The organism is Acinetobacter sp. ANC_7503 (genome assembly GCF_056780035.1).
The window spans coordinates 32,492-51,391 of sequence record NZ_JBWYJA010000006.1 but is presented as its reverse complement, the minus strand read 5'-3'; the positions used below and the strand labels follow the sequence as shown (position 1 = coordinate 51,391).

The 18,900-nt window shown below is 39.8% G+C and carries 18 protein-coding genes and 2 pseudogenes; 8 read left to right on the top strand and 12 right to left on the bottom strand.

Annotated elements, in window-relative coordinates; all coding sequences use genetic code 11:
- Positions 1–5 precede the first annotated feature (5 nt).
- Together AC1M9M_RS08260 and AC1M9M_RS08255 are read left to right on the top strand one after the other, a co-directional pair.
- Positions 6–1,134, top strand: a pseudogene (locus AC1M9M_RS08260) (sigma-54-dependent transcriptional regulator); the annotation flags it as partial.
- 107 nt (positions 1,135–1,241) lie between these two features.
- A pseudogene (locus tag AC1M9M_RS08255) lies at positions 1,242–1,421 on the top strand (helix-turn-helix domain-containing protein); the annotation flags it as partial.
- A 28-nt stretch (positions 1,422–1,449) separates the two neighbouring features.
- Here the strand turns inward: AC1M9M_RS08255 and AC1M9M_RS08250 are convergent.
- The 4 genes from AC1M9M_RS08250 to lptF all read right to left on the bottom strand — a co-directional run bounded on the left by AC1M9M_RS08250 (position 1,450) and on the right by lptF (position 6,483).
- Positions 1,450–2,625 carry a S41 family peptidase gene (locus AC1M9M_RS08250; protein ID WP_228143113.1) on the bottom strand — a complete coding sequence of 392 codons (1,176 nt, stop codon included), beginning with the start codon at positions 2,623–2,625 and terminating at the stop codon, positions 1,450–1,452.
- Between the two features lie 19 nt (positions 2,626–2,644).
- The gene (gpmI, locus tag AC1M9M_RS08245; protein WP_035263895.1) at positions 2,645–4,189 is read right to left on the bottom strand and encodes a 2,3-bisphosphoglycerate-independent phosphoglycerate mutase; all 1,545 of its coding nucleotides are present in this window, start codon (positions 4,187–4,189) and stop codon (positions 2,645–2,647) included.
- A 123-nt stretch (positions 4,190–4,312) separates the two neighbouring features.
- Complete coding sequence (lptG, locus tag AC1M9M_RS08240; RefSeq protein WP_481596098.1) at positions 4,313–5,383, bottom strand: LPS export ABC transporter permease LptG; 1,071 nt, start codon at positions 5,381–5,383, stop codon at positions 4,313–4,315.
- Complete coding sequence (gene lptF / locus AC1M9M_RS08235; protein ID WP_035263893.1) at positions 5,383–6,483, bottom strand: LPS export ABC transporter permease LptF; 1,101 nt, start codon at positions 6,481–6,483, stop codon at positions 5,383–5,385. The genes lptG and lptF overlap by 1 nt, the downstream gene beginning before the upstream one ends.
- Before the next feature lie 143 nt (positions 6,484–6,626).
- Between lptF and AC1M9M_RS08230 the strand changes: the two genes are divergently transcribed.
- The 4 genes from AC1M9M_RS08230 (at position 6,627) to AC1M9M_RS08215 (ending at position 9,440) form a co-directional block, all read left to right on the top strand.
- Complete coding sequence (locus AC1M9M_RS08230) at positions 6,627–8,066, top strand: leucyl aminopeptidase (RefSeq protein WP_481591494.1); 1,440 nt, start codon at positions 6,627–6,629, stop codon at positions 8,064–8,066.
- Complete coding sequence (locus tag AC1M9M_RS08225) at positions 8,066–8,473, top strand: DNA polymerase III subunit chi (protein ID WP_481586716.1); 408 nt, start codon at positions 8,066–8,068, stop codon at positions 8,471–8,473. The genes AC1M9M_RS08230 and AC1M9M_RS08225 overlap by 1 nt, the downstream gene beginning before the upstream one ends.
- Positions 8,474–8,503: 30 nt before the next feature.
- Entirely contained in the window at positions 8,504–9,112 is a 609-nt protein-coding gene (gene blhA, locus AC1M9M_RS08220) for a cell division protein BlhA (RefSeq protein WP_481596097.1), read from the top strand.
- A gap of 109 nt (positions 9,113–9,221) precedes the next feature.
- Positions 9,222–9,440, top strand: a complete 219-nt coding sequence (locus tag AC1M9M_RS08215) for a hypothetical protein (RefSeq protein WP_481591496.1) — start codon at positions 9,222–9,224, stop codon at positions 9,438–9,440.
- Positions 9,441–9,484: 44 nt separating this feature from the next.
- Here AC1M9M_RS08215 and AC1M9M_RS08210 read toward each other — a convergent pair whose 3' ends face one another.
- From AC1M9M_RS08210 to glnK, 7 genes are all read right to left on the bottom strand, one after another.
- The gene (locus AC1M9M_RS08210; RefSeq protein WP_180028159.1) at positions 9,485–10,033 is read right to left on the bottom strand and encodes a VTT domain-containing protein; all 549 of its coding nucleotides are present in this window, start codon (positions 10,031–10,033) and stop codon (positions 9,485–9,487) included.
- Between the two features lie 111 nt (positions 10,034–10,144).
- Positions 10,145–10,804 carry a riboflavin synthase gene (locus AC1M9M_RS08205; protein WP_092767353.1) on the bottom strand — a complete coding sequence of 220 codons (660 nt, stop codon included), beginning with the start codon at positions 10,802–10,804 and terminating at the stop codon, positions 10,145–10,147.
- A gap of 28 nt (positions 10,805–10,832) precedes the next feature.
- The gene (locus AC1M9M_RS08200; protein ID WP_180028158.1) at positions 10,833–12,125 is read right to left on the bottom strand and encodes a DNA adenine methylase; all 1,293 of its coding nucleotides are present in this window, start codon (positions 12,123–12,125) and stop codon (positions 10,833–10,835) included.
- On the bottom strand, positions 12,122–13,219 hold the full coding sequence (gene ribD / locus AC1M9M_RS08195) for a bifunctional diaminohydroxyphosphoribosylaminopyrimidine deaminase/5-amino-6-(5-phosphoribosylamino)uracil reductase RibD (RefSeq protein WP_481596096.1): 1,098 nt from the start codon (positions 13,217–13,219) through the stop codon (positions 12,122–12,124). The genes AC1M9M_RS08200 and ribD overlap by 4 nt, the downstream gene beginning before the upstream one ends.
- 31 nt (positions 13,220–13,250) lie before the next feature.
- Entirely contained in the window at positions 13,251–13,715 is a 465-nt protein-coding gene (gene nrdR / locus AC1M9M_RS08190; RefSeq protein ID WP_092767359.1) for a transcriptional regulator NrdR, read from the bottom strand.
- Between the two features lie 138 nt (positions 13,716–13,853).
- Positions 13,854–15,248: an ammonium transporter gene (locus AC1M9M_RS08185; RefSeq protein WP_035263878.1), complete on the bottom strand. Its 1,395-nt coding sequence runs from the start codon at positions 15,246–15,248 to the stop codon at positions 13,854–13,856.
- Between the two features lie 59 nt (positions 15,249–15,307).
- A complete protein-coding gene (glnK, locus tag AC1M9M_RS08180) occupies positions 15,308–15,646 on the bottom strand; it encodes a P-II family nitrogen regulator (RefSeq protein ID WP_004650081.1) in 339 nt (112 codons plus the stop codon).
- 272 nt (positions 15,647–15,918) lie between these two features.
- Between glnK and AC1M9M_RS08175 the strand changes: the two genes are divergently transcribed.
- The gene (locus AC1M9M_RS08175) at positions 15,919–16,146 is read left to right on the top strand and encodes an accessory factor UbiK family protein (protein WP_092767430.1); all 228 of its coding nucleotides are present in this window, start codon (positions 15,919–15,921) and stop codon (positions 16,144–16,146) included.
- A gap of 89 nt (positions 16,147–16,235) precedes the next feature.
- Positions 16,236–17,720, top strand: a complete 1,485-nt coding sequence (locus AC1M9M_RS08170; RefSeq protein ID WP_481596095.1) for a YifB family Mg chelatase-like AAA ATPase — start codon at positions 16,236–16,238, stop codon at positions 17,718–17,720.
- 43 nt (positions 17,721–17,763) lie between these two features.
- On the opposite strand, the gene AC1M9M_RS08165 is transcribed toward AC1M9M_RS08170, so the two are convergent.
- The gene (locus AC1M9M_RS08165) at positions 17,764–18,504 is read right to left on the bottom strand and encodes a TorF family putative porin (protein WP_481596094.1); all 741 of its coding nucleotides are present in this window, start codon (positions 18,502–18,504) and stop codon (positions 17,764–17,766) included.
- Positions 18,505–18,900 lie beyond the last annotated feature (396 nt).

Here is an 18,900-nt window from a genome sequence, read left to right as displayed (position 1 = left end):
AGGTTATGGTAAAGCAACAACCTTTAGTACTTTTAGTCGATGATGAACCTGATTTATGTATGTTGATGCAAATGACCCTTTCTCGGATGGGCATTAAAACGCATATGGCACATCATTTGAAACAAGCGCTACATTTTCTAAGCGAATATAAATACGATGCGTGTATCACCGATTTCAATTTACCAGATGGCAATGGCATCGATTTAGTTAAATACGTCACCCAGCACTATCCGAAGACGCCCATCGCGGTACTGACCGCCTATGCCAATATGGAGTTGGCAATCTCCGCTTTAAAAGCAGGCGCTTTCGATTTCGTCAGTAAGCCCATTAATCAACAACATTTGCATCAATTGCTTAAGAAAGCATTACATACCCCTGCAGTGGATGATGATCTCAATCAGCTTCCACTTGAGGAACAACTGCTGATTGGTGTCTCAGAACAAACTCAACAGCTTCGTACAGCAATCAAAAAAATAGCTCGATCACAAGCACCTGTCTTTATTACAGGTGAATCAGGGACTGGTAAAGAAATCGTTGCAAATCTTATTCATCAACTCAGTAATCGTCATGATCATGCCTTTGTCGCGATCAATTGTGGTGCGATGAATGAAGACCTGATGGAAAGTGAATTATTTGGTCATATCAAAGGCAGTTTTGTGGGTGCTGACCAAGACAAACAAGGGTTAATTCAAACTGCTGATGGTGGAACATTATTTTTAGATGAAATTGCAGAGCTTTCACTCGCCATGCAAGCTAAATTGCTACGAGCAGTTCAAGAAAAGAAAATACGTCCGATTGGCAGTGATAAAGAGCTTGATGTTGATTTTAGAATTGTCAGTGCAAGCCATCAAAATCTTGAGCAATTGGTTCAGCAAGGCAAATTTAGACAAGATCTATTTTTTAGAATTCATGTGATGGATTTACGTCTTACCCCACTCCGCGATAGACCCAAAGATATTCCCGTTCTAGCTCAACATTTTATTGATAAAATCAGTAGTGAATGGCGTATTGAAGCCCCTCAACTATCTCAAGACGCGATACAATTCCTTAAACAACAACCATTTACGGGGAATGTACGCGAACTTAAAAATATCATCGAGCGTGCACTTACACTTTGCGATGATAAGCTCATAGCCGTCGAGCATGTTAAAAGCCCTTCATTAGGCTTAACATCCCAACCTTTAGCACAACAACCAAATAGTCAAATTGAAGCAACTACTGATTTAACGTCTCAAATACCCAAAGGTTTGCCCGAAGAGGGATTAGAACAATACCTTGAGAAAGTAGAAAAAGAAGTTTTAATTAATGCGTTAAACTCAACGCATTGGAACAGAACCCTAGCCGCCAAAAAATTAGGAATGACATTCCGCTCATTACGATATCGTTTAAAAAAATTTGGTTTAGATACTGAAGATGAATAACTTAGCATCACCCCGATATTGATGATATTTAACGGCTTCTTAACAACAAATCGGCTGCGTGTTGGAGGTAAACCTCCTCCTTCATATCCTGCGGCCAAGGATATTCGATATTAGGGGCTATGCCTTGCCCATCAATCTCGACACCATTCGGTGTTAAGTAATGAGATACTGTCATTTGTAGTGCCGCACCATTTTCAAGTGGAAAGAGTTTTTGCACAACACCTTTACCATAACTCTTTTCACCAATGATTACGGCGCGTTGATGATCTTTCATTGCTGCCGTAAATACTTCTGCTGCAGAAGCCGAACGTTGATTAATCAATACTCCGACTTTAAGCCCTGTAAATTCATGTCCAGGTAAAGCTTGGAATTGTTGATCACCTTCTGAACGGCTACGTGTAGATACAATCAAACCCTGATTTAAAAATAAATCTGCCGTTTCCACAGCAGAAGATAATAATCCACCCGGATTATTTCTTAGATCTATTAAAACAGCTTTGAGTTGTTGGCTATGATGCTCATCGATATAACGTTTTATTTCATTCGCAGTATCTTGCTGAAAAACTTTCACCTTTAATAGTAAAACTTGATTACTCAGCATATGTGCTTGTATATCGGCAACATCTAGTTTTTGATTTCTCACTAAAATAATTGGAGATGAGTTCGGTGATCTTTGTAAACTGATGGTTGATCCAATCGAGCCGCTGAGCAAGTCTTTGACTTGATCTTGGTTTAACAATCTAAGCTCTTGTCCATCAATTTTGTAAAGTGTAACGCCGTTGGCCAATCCTAATTTTGCCGAGTCACTATCGGGATCTAAATTTTCGATCTGCCATAAACCTCGTGAGGTATCAAAGCTAAGATCAAAATCGATACTCGCTAAATCCTCCTCGGTATATTTGAGGAGTTGGCGATAATCTTCTGGAGATAAATAGCGAGAGTAACGATCTAGCCCACTCACCAAACCTTGGATCGCTTGTAAAAATAACTGATCGTCAGTGACTTCAGTGACATAGTTTTCTTTTACTGTACCGTAAATCTGAACAAACTGCTGTATAGATTCAATCGGAACTTCTGAACTGTTAGATGACCAGTCTTCTTCTAAAGGATCAACTGCTGGACCCTTAGATCCAGCAGCGAAAGCATGAACCCCATTCAAACTTAAAGCTAGACCTAACATGAGTTTGAATAACAATGGATTCATACTGAATTCCTTCTTATTTTTAAACTAAAGTCACTAAATTGCGACCTTTCATTTCAGCAGGAACAGGCAACTGCATTAAATTCAATAATGTCGGTGCAACGTCTGCAAGCACCCCACCCTCTGCAATTTTTGCTTGAGTTGGACCTACATAAATAAATGGCACATGCTCAGTTGTATGTTGAGTATGGACTTGACCACTTTCATAGTCCTGCATTTGTTCAACATTACCGTGATCCGCAGTGATCAACATATGACCTTTCTTCGCCATCACTGCATCATAGACACGACCTAAGCTGACATCCACTGCTTCTACTGCTTTAACGGCAGCATCGAATACCCCAGTATGTCCAACCATATCGCCATTTGCATAGTTCACAACGAGTAAGTCAAATTCACCTGAATTAATTGCATTCACTAACTCATCAGTGACTTCATAAGCACTCATTTCTGGTTTTAAATCATAGGTTGCAACATTTGGTGATGGAATCAAAATACGTTTTTCACCTGGATACTCATCTTCACGACCACCACTGAAGAAGAAAGTCACATGGGCATATTTCTCAGTTTCCGCGATACGTAATTGAGTTTTACCTAAATTAGACAGGTATTCACCAATTGAATTGACCAACGGTTCTGGCATATATGCCACCGGCGCATTAATTGTCGCTTGATAGCGCGTTAACATGACAAATTTCGCAAGCTGAGGCACAACTTTACGCTCGAAACCATCGAAGCCTTGTTCAACAAATGCTTTTGTCAATTCGCGAGCACGATCTGCACGGAAATTCATAAAAACAACAGCATCACCATCTTGTACTGCGGCTACATCCCCAATACGTGTTGCTTTCACAAACTCATCTGACTCTTCAGCAGCATACGCTTGTTCGAGACCTTCCACAGCAGACTCAACTACGCGAACAGCCTCACCTTCTGTTAATAAACGATATGCTTGTTCAACACGATCCCAACGATTGTCACGATCCATTGCGAAATAACGACCGATCATCGTTGCAATTCGACCCTGACCTGGATATTGGGCAAATAATGCATCTAATTTCTCTAAAGATGGTTGTGCACTTTTTGGGGGAGTATCACGACCATCTAAGAAAGCATGTAAATAGACTTGAGCACCTCTTTTTAGTGCCAACTCTGCCATAGCAACTATATGGTCTTCATGAGAGTGAACACCACCTTCAGACAACAATCCAAAAATATGTACTGCTTTTTGATTTTCTTTTGCTTTTTCTACAGCATCAACCAATACTTCATGTTTATAGAAATCACCAGTACGGATATCTTTGGTAATACGAGTGAAATCTTGATACAACACGCGTCCAGCACCAAGATTCATATGACCAACTTCTGAATTCCCCATTTGGCCATCTGGAAGACCAACATCTTCACCTGAACCTGAAATCAGACCATGTGGATGATTCTGTTTCATTGCAGTTAAATTAGGTGTTTTCGCTGCAAGAAAAGCATTATCTTCGACCGCTTCACGATGACCCACACCATCCATAATGACTAAAACGTGAGGGATTTTGCCAGCAGTTGCATCCGTCATGATATACACTCTTTTCTGTTTACAAATTAATCAACGTATCTTAACGAATTTTTCATTAAGACTCTATCTGAACACGATGGCTTTGATTGATCTAGACCATCTATTTTTCAATTTAAAAATTCTCTAGCGTGCTCGATATAGCAAATAGCTACCTACCGCAAAGATAAGCACAATTGGCAGAAAAACAAACCAAGCGGGAGATGGTGAATACACCAAACTCGCGTACCCTAAGAAGTCTTGCAGGTAGTAAAAACCAAGCCCTACAAATAACGCAATTACTAAACGGAATCCCATGGATTGTTGACGTAAAGGGCCAAAAATAAATGAGCAAGCAATCAGTACAAGTGCCAACAATGCAAATGGCGAAGCCACTTTTTGCCAGAATGCAAGTAAATACGTTTTAGGAACTTGACTATATTCATCCATATAGCGCATAAAACTGATCAATTGACTTGGAGCTAAATCTTCAGGATCAATCGTCACCATATGAACATATTTAGGTTGAAGCGCTAAAGCAACATCCTGCTGAGGAGTTTGAATCAGTCTCGAATAGCCTTCAGGAAAAATATCCATCTGACTGGCTTCAATTAAAGACCATTGTCCATTTTGTACAAATTGACCTTGATTCGCAGTCAAGACTGACTTCAGACGATAATCTTGATCAAAGTCCATCATCTCAACTTGACGTAACTGCCCTTGCGCATTTGCATAGTCAATATAAATAAATCGTTGACCTTCTCTAGTCCAATACCCTTTGACTTCGCCAAGCTCAGCAACAGAACGACGGTCTTTAATACTTTCCGCCCGCTCATTGGTGTAAGGAATAACATATTCACTGAGTAAAAATGAAAGCAATACCAAGAGCATTGCTGAGCGCATGACCCAACTCACAATACGCCACAGGCTAATCCCTGAAGCGCGCATGACAATCAGCTCACTATTTGAAGCCATTGAACCCAAACCGAGCACTGCACCAATCAATGCTGAAATAGGTAAAATTTCATATAAATATTGCGGTGAAGCCCATAGAACATGAATAAGCGCTTGCCAAGCTCCATATCCTTCTTTCAGGCTGCCTAATTCACCCATATAAGTAAAAAGAATTTGAAGGGCTGATAAAATCGCTGTAGCACCCAACATCGCCAGCGCTGTGGTTTTCGTCACATGTTTTGCGACAATTCGACGTGCCAACATTATGATTTCACCTGCTCAATTCGTTTTTTTAACTTAGGTGCTAGTTTTTGTTTACGCGAGAAAATCGCTGCACCCACTGCATAAACAATCAAGATAGCGGGATAAGCCCAAATACCAATCTCATCTTTACTAATTCTGGTTTTAATCGCCATTAATGCAACAATCAAACTGGCAAAAATTAAGAGTGCAGGAAATAATTTTAAATATCTTCCTTGGCGTGGAGTAACCTCAGACAATGCCGTTGCTAACATCAATGCCACAATCAATGTAAATGGCACAAATATTCTCCAGCCCAATTCACTGGCTACTACAGGATCTTCACGAGTTTCAATTAACTTCGAAATTGGTAACGCTTCTACATCACCACTTTCAAATTTCGCCTCTTTATCACTTTCAAGACGCAAACGATATGAAGCAAATTCAGTATGACTATATTTCGGACTATCTTGATAAATTTCGTAACGGCGACCTTGGGTTAAATCAACAACACTCGCTGTTTCACCGACCATTTCAACACGTGTCGCTTCTTTCGCTAAAATCATGATGTCAGGTTTTTCAGGCTTATCTGCTCGCTGATAGAAGAAAATTTCTTTTAAGTTTTTACGATCTTCTGAAAGTGCACCAGCATAAATGGTATAAGGACCTGAGGAAATAAACTCTTTTGGACGTACCAAATCAAAGCCTGATCGAACCGCTTGGGTCGTCGTAAGCTTTTCAAATTCACGTATACCCCATGGAGACATCCATACCATTAATACTGTTTGAATGGCCAAATAAATGGCTGTGAGAGGTAACAATAAACGAGCCAATTGATTACGACTAACACCACTGCCATTGAGAACCGCCATTTCATGATCTACATACAGTCGGCCAAACACCAACATGAGACCAATGAAAAAACCTAAAGGTAAGATCAATGTCAAAAATTCTGGAAGACGGTAGCCAATGATGCTAAATAAAATACTCGCATCCATTCGACCCTGAGCTGCCACGCCAAAATACTTGATCAAACGCCCACCCAACATGATGAGTGTAAGCAATGAAATCACAACCACAGAGGTAGATACCACTTGTTTGACGAGGTAACGTCTTATAATCAAAGTAATCTTCCAAAATTAGGTTAAATCGGCTAGCGCTAGTTTACCCGAATGTTAAAAATATAAAACCTCATTGAAATTCTATCATTGGTAGTGTTTCAATGGTTTAATGATTTAAACGGTCTCAATAGGCACACAACAAGCATATGAAACTTTCAATTAATACATCATTGGCACAAATTTCAGAAAGCCAACATTTGGTTATTTTAGTCGACTCTGAAAACACCCATGCAGTTAAAAGCAACTATCAAATCAACAATTTAGACAGCCTAACTGAAGCAGCTCAATTCAAAGCAGGTTTCAATGAGTCTTTATCGTTATTGGGTCAAATTGATAATCAACCGAATAGCATTCTACTTGGCTTAGGTAATGCACAAGAAGTTAAAGCTGCAAAATTAGCAAAAATTGCACAAACTATTATCAAAGCTTCACAAAAAAAATTCAAACAAATCAGTGTTGATATTTCAGCTTTGCCGAATGAATTACACTACTTATTTGCACTTAAACTCACTCAATCTGCTTATGCTTTTGACGAGTTTAAGTCGAAAAAAAATGACTTTATACTCGAACAAGTTCATCTAATTGCATCAAACTCTACGCTAACGTCAAATCAACTCAACTTAATTCAAGCAATTGAAAGCGGTCAAAACGTTGCACGTGATTTAGCAAATCGTCCAGGAAATATTTGTTTTCCTGAATATTTAGCGGATCATGCAATTGCATTAGCAGCAGAATTCCCAGATTTATTGAAAGTAACCGTGCTAGATGAACAGCAAATTGCTGATCTTGGCATGAATGCATTTCTTGCAGTCAGCAAAGGCTCAGATCGCCCTGGACGTATCATTACTCTTGAATATCAAGGTCAACTTGAACAAGCTCCTATCGTCCTCGTGGGTAAAGGAATCACTTTCGATACGGGTGGTATTTCATTAAAACCAGGTTTAGGCATGGATGAAATGAAATACGATATGGGTGGTGCAGCTTCAGTTTTAGGAACCATGCGCTCACTCTGTGAAGCTCGCCTTCCGATTCATGTTGTAGGTGCAATTGCGGCGGCTGAGAACATGCCATCAGGTCATGCAACTCGACCAGGTGATATCGTCACCACGATGAGTGGTCAAACTGTTGAAATTCTAAATACAGATGCCGAAGGTCGCTTAGTCCTCTGTGACACGCTGACCTATGTCAAACGCTTTAACCCAGAACTTGTGATTGATATCGCAACATTAACAGGCGCTTGTGTTGTTGCTTTAGGCTCTGTTTTAACAGGTATGTTCACACCAGATGATGAACTGGCACATGAACTTTCTCAAGCTGGTGAACAATCCTTTGACCGTGTATGGCGTATGCCTGTCTATGATGACTACCAAGAACAGCTTGACTCTCCATTTGCTGATATTGCCAATATTGGTGGTCCAAAAGCTGGTGCTGTTACAGCTGCTTGTTTCTTGCAACGCTTCACACGTGAATATCGTTGGGCACATTTAGATGTTGCTGGTACAGCTTGGACATCTGGCGCAGCAAAAGGTGCAACTGGTCGCCCAGTTCCATTATTGGTTCAATTTCTCGCAAATCGCGTAAATTAATGTCTAGAATCAGCTTCTACTTATTTGAAAAGAGTCCAGAACGACAGGTCCAAAGTGCCTGTCGTTTATGTCGAAAAATTCTGCGTCACCCTGCAAAAATATGGATTCATTGTCCAGAATTGAGCATTCAAAACGAACTCGATGATTTACTTTGGAGTTTCGATCCGCAGAGTTTTTTGACACATGGCATTGATGATCAATCAGCAGCTATTTGTATTTCGTCTAAGCTCCCTGAAACTCAGGAATGGATCGTGTTTAATTTTCACATTCATGCACTTGAAGATCCTTCACGTTTCAGTCACATTATCGAAATTATTGAAAACAACGAAGCTGCCAAAGAAATTGGACGAGAGAAATATAAAACCTATCGAAAATTAGGTATCTCACCTCAAACACATAAACTTTAGCGCGTTGTCATTGGAAAAAGGAGAATCACGGTGGCCATTAATGTCGGTCAAGATTTTAAAAAACGTTGGTTGAAAGCGCCAGAAGCGGTTCGCCAAGCTTTTATCGACGACCTTAATCGCATCAGTGATTTACTCGAACCTCAAACTCAACCAGAGCAATGGCTAGACCATGATAATCGTGCCCAGCAAGTGGCTCAATTAAAGGTTGAACAGGCTTATGCGGATGAAAAAGCACGATTAATTGAAGAAGCTCGTATTCGTAAGCAATTGGCTTTAGAAAAATCATTAGCAGAAAAACGTGCACTGCAAGAGGCTTATAATCAAAAGCTTCTACAAGATGAATATCTTAAATTTCAACAACAAACCGATTCGCTCGTACAGTTACGAAAAGTGATTGATGCAGAAATCGATGAATATACTGAAAAATACCAAAAAGTGACTACACCCCATCGGGACTTTTCAGGAAACTCTCCTGCGCATTTATCAATTCATCAAGATTTAGATACGATTCGTTTACGTCTCGAGCTTGAAGCTGAAACCATGATTGAAGATGCCGTACAAATCTTTAAATCAAAACTTCAAGCAGCAGCAAAAGAAGAGATAGAACTTATTTTAAAAAATACATCTCTACCTTCTTAGAGGCTCGAACGGTGGATGCTTAGTGTCATCAAAATGAAACATATTTGTCACACCATGAATGTAATTTAAATGCTCTCTGCGATTTGACGGACATGAGGAAAGTATCACCATGGATCTTTTAAACAACATCTCTGAACGAATCACTCATTTGAAATCTGGCGAACATGTCACGATCAGTGCTCAAGAACTATTGATTAGTCGAGCAGATTTTCAATCGGTTTTAGTGTATTTAAAACATGAGTCGAAAAGAGGCGACTTTTTAATTCAAGATGAAGATTTGGTAGAGAATTGGTTTGATCGCACATCACTCACCATTAATAAAATTTAAAAGAGCCCACTGAGGGCTTTTTTTATCAGGTTTGAAGTATCAATTTAAGCAAAAAAATCTAAAACGGCTGAGAATATATTTCCCATGCCATACCCCATACCTAGTAAAAGTGCGATCCAAATCCAAGCACCAATAATATTGTAAAACATGAAACTGCTATAGCTCATATATCCAGAGCCAGCAGCGAATGGAGCAAAAGAACGTACAAAAGGGATAAAGCGCGCAATTAAAATGGTCTTACCACCATGTTTTTCGAAATAAGCATTCGTTTTGGCAATATACTCAGGTTTTAACCAACGTGAGTGGTCGCTAAAATATTTAATACCAAGCCATCGCCCTGTATAGAAATTGAGAATATAACCAAGGACTGAGGCGATAAATAATAACAATCCCATATAGTGCAAATGAATCAACTCAGTGGTCGAACATAAAGCACCGATGGCGATGAGCAAACTGTCCCCAGGTAAAAAAAACATGAAAACGGAACCATTTTCCGCAAATATCACTAAAAATAAAATTGCGTAAATCCATACGCCATATTGCTCTAATAAACTAGGTAAAAGCTGCTCTAAATGCAGTAAAAAATCAATCATTCTGAAGTTCTCTGAGCATGTTGCTTTCTCCTTTAGATAGATTGTATACCTAATTTATTTAAACAAAAAAACAGCCTAAAAATTTAGGCTGTTTTCTATTTTAATCATTTTTTAACGTAAAAAGCCATTCTGTGCTAAAAATTCCATGCTTAATTTAGACTCAGGTTTATGTTCAGCAGCCTTATCCCCAAGCAATAAACGTTCAATATATCGTGCAAGTACATCGACTTCTAAGTTTACTTTAGTCCCGACTTTCCACGTACTAATATTGGTCCGCTCTGCAGTATGAGGAATAAGATTTAAACTCAACACATTGCCACGTAGATGATTGATTGTAAGACTAATTCCATCAACTGTGATGGAACCTTTCTCCGCTAAATATTTTGCAATTTCAGGCGGGGCCGTTACCTCAAAATAGAGTGAACGTGCATCTTGACGTTGCACCGTAATTTCACCAACTACATCTACATGTCCACTAACAATATGACCACCAAAGCGAGTTGTTGGTAACATCGCTTTTTCTACATTGACGGTTTGCCCAACCTTCCAACTCGATAAAGTTGTACGATGAATACTTTCAAGTGACACATCTGCTTCGTACCATTGATTGCCCCATGCAATAACAGTTAAGCAGATGCCATTAGTCGCAATAGAATCACCCAAGTGAACATCAGACATATCAAGATCAGTCTGTATACGCAAGCGGATATCACCACCTACATTTTGTAAACTTTCGACTTTTCCTAAACTTTCTACAATGCCTGTAAACATAATGGGTACTCTTAAATTTGTTCTATTTTTACCATAAATCCAATTGTTCAGCGACGCCTGTAGTATCAACTCCACCCAATTCAGCATAGTGGTGTAACTGACCAAGTAACTGTCGAATTGGCGGTCCTGATTTTGCGTGCGTGTCGGTAATGACGATAAACTCAAGAACGCGCGCACGCTCAGACTGACGCTGCTTACTCACACGATATCTTGGAACATCTTGAGTCAAAATTGTGACTCGTCCACGCTCTAAATTCGCTTTAAGTAAATCGCCAGCCTCAATATTTCCATCCGTTGAATAGCTGGTCAAAATATAGCGTGCATTAATGGTTTGCAAAAGCTTTTCATACGCTTCTTTGGCATGTTTAGAAGAATTGTATGGGCTTGGTCGTTCTTTACGCCAAGCACGGTCGATTCCACTCTTGAAACCCTTAGTATCTGGACTTGGTAAATCTACCTGATCCCATAAAGTCAAAGCATTCAATACATGATAGTTGCTACTATACGCATGCTGATTATAGGGTGGATCCAAATATGCCACATCGACTTCGAAACCACTCATTTGGTTTGCTAAGTGTTGAGCATCCACACACCACATTTCAGCTGCTGGGCCTGTCAGATTTGAATTTTCACAAAAACGACTTGGGGTCAGCCATAGTAATGATTCAATTCGCTCTAAAGCCGTCTGAGTTTTACCGCCCCAGCCGTGATGGAAACTCTTAAATACGCCTGACGTATTACTCACAAAACTTGCTGAATACAATAAAGGTGCAAGTAAAGCGCTCATTTCCACATCATCAATTGCACCTTGAGCTTGCCAGGTTGCAATTTGTTGACGAATTGCATCAATGCGCATGCCATTTCGACGTTTGAAGAATAAACGGTCTCGTGAAGGATCATAGATCTCATCATTACGAGGACAAAGATTGTGTGTTACCCATCCTTTGACCTCAGGCAAGCGATTAAGATAATCAATTGCTTTCTGATATCCGCCTAATTCTTTAAAAGCAGGAGCTTCAGTACATGATAATATGGCATGATTGAGTGCGTGGCTGTAAGGCTCCCAATCATTAGCTATTACTCGGTAGCCATTTTGACGAGCCAAACGAGAAACCACACCACTCCCAGCAAAAAAGTCCGCAAAGATAGGCGCTCGACCTGAACTCGTATTCAAAGTTCCAGTGCTTTCTAATGCCTCAAGAATCAAATGTAATAAACGACGCTTGTTGCCTAAATAAGGCACAAGTTGATTAAACAAATACTCATCTGTCGTACGTGCTGCATGGCGACGTTTATGATAAACCGTTGACTCTGTACTCATAGCGACTCTTGATCAGGGATTAATTTTAAACGGATGTCATCACCTAACTGAGTTACATCTTGAAGTTTAAAACGGAGTTGTTCTGTCATTTGTTTAAATTCAGCATTAAACATTGGACGAGCTGATTGACCTAATAGTGTAGGCGCAATATAACTAATCAATTCGTCTACCAAATTTTCCTGCAAAAATGCAGTAGATAGGGTTGCACCAGCTTCCACCATCACATCATAGATTTGAAAATCTTTTAAGACTTTTAGCAACTCAACTAAGGGCTGAACTTCGAATTGAATCACGCCAAGTTGTGCAAGCTCTGCTCGAAATGGCCCCATGACCATGACAGTATCAGGATTCTCTAACACTTTAGCATCTAAAGGTAAGCGACCTTGACGATCTAAAATCACACGTTTAGGCTGCACAACTCGTTCTAATTGAATATTCGGTAGAACTCTAACATTCAACTGACAATCATCAGCCAACACTGTTTCAATACCCGTGATCACTGCACCAGAAATTGCACGCCAATGTTGAACATCCTGACGTGCCAATTCACCTGTAATCCACTTCGACTCCCTTGAAGCCATTGCTGTACGACCATCGAGACTCGACGCGACCTTTAAACGTACATAAGGTAATCCCTTAGACATAGCTTTAAAGAAGCCTAAGTTCAAAGGACGCGCTTCCAACTCACAGATCCCGACTTCAACGTCTATACCTGCTTGTTGTAGGATAGCCACACCTTTACCAGCAACCAATGGATTAGGGTCTGAACAAGCCACTATCACTTTTGCAATGCCCGCTTCGACCAAACCTTTAGCACAAGGAGGAGTACGACCATAATGCGCACAAGGTTCTAATGTGACATACGCGGTTGCACCCTGTGCTTGCTCCCCTGCTTGACGAAGTGCAAACACTTCGGCATGTGGTTGCCCAGCTTGGGGGTGAAAACCTTCACCAATGATCTGTCCGTCTTTGACAATGACACAACCCACATTAGGATTTGGTTTTGTCGAATATTGACCTTGCTTCGCCAATGCTATTGCACGACGCATCCACATTTGATCTTGATCGATCTGTTGTTGCGAGAACTCAGACATTCATAACCTTGAAGTTGAATTTGGGGCGAGATTAATGTTCTTGATCTCGGTGTTGCATTTGTTCGATTTGACGGCGAAATGCTTCTACATCTTGGAAATCTTGATATACAGAGGCAAAACGTACGTATGCGACATGATCAAGGGCAAATAAAGCCTTCATTACAATTTCGCCTATAGTACGCGAACGCACATCACGTTCACCTAGTCGACGAATTTGAAGTTGAATATCACTGACCACCGCTTCAATTTGTTCTTGTGTCACAGGACGTTTTTGTAAAGCATGCATGAGTGAACGACGAAGTTTCGCTTCATCATAAGGTTCGTTTTTACCATCGGACTTGGTGACACGAGGCATCACCACTTCAAAACTTTCAAAAGTAGTAAAACGCTCATTACAACTAATACATTCACGACGACGGCGAATTTGGCAGCCTTCAGCAGCTAAACGTGAATCAATCACCTTACTATCAGCGGCGTTGCAAAATGGACAATGCATAGCAGTTTAATTGAACAAATTCTATTTGCACCAAGTGTATCAAAAAATTCTGCTCATGTTGAGCTTTCATCAATATATAGAAAAAAAACAGCCCCAAAGGGCTGTTTCACACTATATATTGATTATTGTGTTTAATCGTTATTCAACACGCTCACCATGTTGACTTAAATCCAGACCCATACGCTCATCGTCTGACTCAACACGAATACCGATGATTAAATCAATGACTTTTAAGATGATGAATGTCAGGATTGCTGAATAAGCGATTGTTGCAAGAACACCTTCAACTTGTACCCATAATTGGCTTAATACGTTTGTAGGTGCTGCATCGCCCATGATGAATTCACTTGCAAAGAATGCGGTTAGAATTGCGCCAACGATACCACCAACACCGTGAAGTCCAAAGGCATCTAATGAGTCATCCGCTTTCAATGCACGTTTTAATGCTGTAATACCCCAGAAGCATACGACACCACCAATTAAGCCCATCGCTAAAGCACCACCTACTGTCACGAATCCAGCAGCTGGCGTAATCACAACCAGACCAGCTACCGCACCTGATGCCGCACCCAACACTGAAGCTTTGCCACGAACGACTTTTTCAGTGATTAACCATGAAATGGCAGCAGCGGCAGCAGCAACTTGAGTTACCACCAATGCATAACCTGCTGAACCATTTGCACCTAATGCAGAACCACCATTGAAACCAAACCAGCCGACCCAAATTAAACTCGCACCAATGACAGTCAATGTAAGGTTATGTGGTGCCATTGATTCTTTGCCTAGCCCCATACGCTTACCAAGCATATACGCCGCAACTAAACCAGCAACACCTGAGTTAATATGAACAACAGTACCACCTGCAAAATCAAGTGCACCATCGTTACCTAACCAACCACCACCCCATACCCAATGTGTAATAGGAGCATAGACAACCACCACCCAAATTGCGATAAACGCAACAAAAGCACTGAATTTCATACGCTCAGCAATAGAACCACTGATAATGGCAACGGTAATGATTGCAAATGTCATCTGGAAGATGACAAATAAAATTTCTGGAATTGTTCCACTCAATGCTTCTGTAGTGATACCAGACAACATAAATTTATCTAGACTTCCAATAAAGGCATTACCTTCACCAAAAGCAAGTGTGTAACCAACCACCACCCAAGCGATACTGACTACCGCAGCAGCGACAAAGCTGTGTGCCATGGTACTTAAGACATTTTTTTTACGTACCATACCGCCGTAGAACAGCGCTAAACCAGGAATGGTCATGAGTAAAACGAGTGCAGTTGAAACTAAAATCCAGGCAGTGTCACCCGTATCAAGAACTGCCGCTTCTTCAGCAGGAGCTTCTTCTGGAGCTGCTGGTAATGTTTCAACCAAATTAGAATCTGTAGATGAAGCCTCAGTTTCAACAACTGCAACTTCAGTAGAAGTTGGTTCTGACACTGCTTCTTCAGCCCATGCGACAGAACCACCTAAGAGTGCGCCAGACAAGCTCAGCGCCATTAGCATTTTTTTCATTCGTATCCCCCAACCTAGTTTTTGTGAGTTATTCGCTACTCAGCAAACTTCATGCCAAATTAAACTGCGTCAGCACCAGTCTCACCAGTACGGATACGGATAACTTGTTCTAGATTCGTCACGAAAATTTTTCCGTCACCAATTTTGCCAGTACTAGCTACACGTGTAATTGATTCAATCACTGAATCAACCATTTCGTCACTGATTGCGATTTCAATTTTTACTTTAGGTAAAAAATCAACCACATATTCAGCACCACGATAAAGTTCAGTATGACCTTTTTGACGACCAAAACCTTTTACTTCAGTTACGGTGATCCCTTGAACGCCAATTTCAGAGAGTGCTTCACGCACGTCATCTAATTTGAATGGTTTTACAATTGCTGTTACGAGTTTCATGTTGTTTTCCTTCGGCTTTTTTCACCAGTAAGGTTTTATGTTCAAATTTCATGCCAAACTTCATAATGGTTGGGGATATTAATCAGCCAGCATGAACTTATTTATAACCTATTTTATACGCCTACACGGTCTTATGTTCTAAAAATATTGGGAATTTTGATGGATTTTTTTTATGTTCTTATTGGTTTAACCTATGAAATGTAGTTAACACTAGGGTCAATCTAAAACGGATGTTAAACTTCAATGTTGATGACTTATTATTCGGAAGAACTATGATTGAAACTTTATTACAGGCAATCTTAGAACAGGTTGACCAACCCAAAAAAGATTTAGAAAAAAATGTGAGAGCGTTGTTAAACGAAGCGATTAGTAAAATGGATTTGGTTTCTAAAGAAGAAATTGAGCGTCAGAAAACTGCACTAAACAATGCCAATTTGCGTTTAACAGAACTTCAAACGCAATTAAAATCATTAGAAAGCTTAATTTCCGATCAAAAATAAGCAGCATTGCACCAATACAGTGCTTAAACACAAAGTTAGCGATTAAAAATAAAGCAATTCTAAAAATAATATAATAATGGTTCAATTTTATGTCATTTGCCAAAATTTATACCCGAGGTCTTCTTGGTTTACATGCACCACTGATTGAAGTCGAGGTTCATGTCAGCCAAGGATTACCTTCACTCACTATTGTAGGTCTTCCAGAAGCTGCTGTTCGAGAAAGTAAGGATCGTGTCCGTTCTGCAATCATTAATAGCGGTTTTCAATTTCCAACCAAACGGCTGACGATCAATCTAGCCCCAGCTGATTTACCCAAAGATAGTTCAAGGCTTGATTTACCTATTGCTTTGGGGATTTTAATCGCTTCTGGGCAACTACATGATCAAAATATTGACCGTTTTGAATTTATAGGTGAATTAGCACTCGATGGTCTGTTAAGACCTGTAACTGGAACTTTGACTATCGCAATGGCATGTCAAACCGCAGGTCATGAGTTAATGATTCCTGTGAGTAATTTGGATGATGCAGCCCTTCTTCCCAATTTTGAGGTGTATACAGCCAAGTCATTAAAAGATGTTTGCCAACACTTTGATCAATCGAGTCCAATTCAACCCATATTAGCGAATAAAACGATCCAACCTCAAATAAATCGATTTGATCTCGCTGATGTCAAAGGTCAATTACGTCCAAGACGCGCCTTAGAAATTGCAGCAGCTGGTGGACATTCTATTTTATTTAAAGGCCCGCCAGGCACTGGTAAAACACTGCTTGCCTCAAGATTGTCTGGCATCTTGCCCCCATTAACCAATCAAGAACACTTAGAGGTCGCAAGTATTTACTCCATTGCAAATACACCTTATCAATTTGGTCATCGCCCCTTTAGAGCGCCACATCATACGGCATCCGCTGTGGCCTTGGTTGGTGGTGGATCACACCCTCGACCAGGTGAGATCACCTTAGCCCATTTAGGTGTACTTTTTCTCGATGAATTACCTGAGTTTGACCGAAAAGTCTTAGAAGTATTGAGGCAGCCTCTTGAGTCGAAAGAAATCGTCATTTCCAGAGCATCAAGACAAATTACTTTCCCGGCTAATTTTCAATTTGTCGCTGCAATGAATCCATGTCCATGTGGATATGCCTTCAATCAAGACAGTCGTTGTCAATGTTCACCTGAATCAATTAAGCGCTATCAAAATCGAATTTCTGGCCCTTTACTAGATCGGATTGACTTACATATTGATGTGCCACCTTTACCTCCCCAAGACATGCAAAGCACTACACCGATGGAGAATTCTGAAACAGTCAGAAAACGGGTGATTCAGGCCTATGAGTTGCAAATTCAACGACAAGGTGTGACAAATCAAAATCTAAGTTCTCAACAGCTTGATCAAGTGGCTCAACTAGATGATTCTGCAAAAAAGATTATCGCTATGGCTCAGCAACGTTTGAATTTATCAGCACGTTCTTACCACCGAATCTTACGTGTCGCTCGTACAATTGCTGACTTAGCGAGTTCTGAACATATACAAACAGCTCACTTAACCGAAGCACTCTCTTATCGTATACAGGAATAAAAAAAGCGACTCAGTTGAGTCGCTTTTTTTATTTGAGTTGAGTTTAGAAGCTATAACCCAATGCTAATACCATTTTATTCTTTAAATTGTTTCCATAACGATCATCACCACCAATAATATAATTCATGCTTGCTGTGACACCTGTTTCCCCTAAAGCTTTACTTAGACCAATATCAAAGTGACGGAAATTAAAACTTTCTGACTCTGGTGTTTCTGCAACATACTTACCGTCTTTTTCATAAACATATAAACCCAAAGCTGTGTCCAAGCTAAAATCGTTTGGTAGAGGATAACTATATGTAGCTTTTAAATATGTGTCTCCAGCGTTCCCCCAACCTGTATCTTCCAACAAAGTTTGAGCAGTTACTCCAACATCTTTGTAATTCAGACCAAGTAATAATTCAAAGCCATCATAAACTGACGTTTCAACGTCATAATAATAGTAATAAGTTGTACCTACAGTAAAACCAGTGTTTTCATTGATTGAACCGTTGTAACCCACATAAAAATTATTTTCCATTGGATTGGTAGTACCGTAAGCATCTGTACCTAACGTAGATGTCCACCACCCTGCGTACAATCCAGAACTATGGCTATAGTCTAATCCACCTTGTAATGTAGCTTCAGTATTTTCAGGAGCTGCCGTATTACCGCGCAATATATAACTTGATAAAACACTGATATTACCCGATACAGAATGCGGTGAAGTTGGTGCCTCAGCAAAAGAAAATGTTGATGCAGATGCTACAACTGCTAGACCCAATGCTTGAATTGCTAATTTCATATTTATGTTCCCCCCACATCATGATTAGATGCTTTTTCGGTTTATTTGTTGAACTCATATGTGAATTAGCAATAGCTATGCCAAAGTTAAAGGTGTCTAGATACAAAGGAATTAAAACAACGAGATAAAATAATTTAAAGTAATGATTTTATTAATATATTTATTTAAATTTCTTATTTTTAAAAATATTCAAAGAAATTTTTTGTGATGATCCCCTTGAGTTAAATACATATCTTTTTAGATCACACATTCATTTACAAGATGCATCATTTTAAGGCTATTTTTTAAACAAATTTAAAATTGGAGTATCAATTTAGTGCGGCATGAAAAGCCAATGATGTCTGAACCACATTAAAATTAAATGAAAATGAACTGAATAAATATCATTCTTATTTA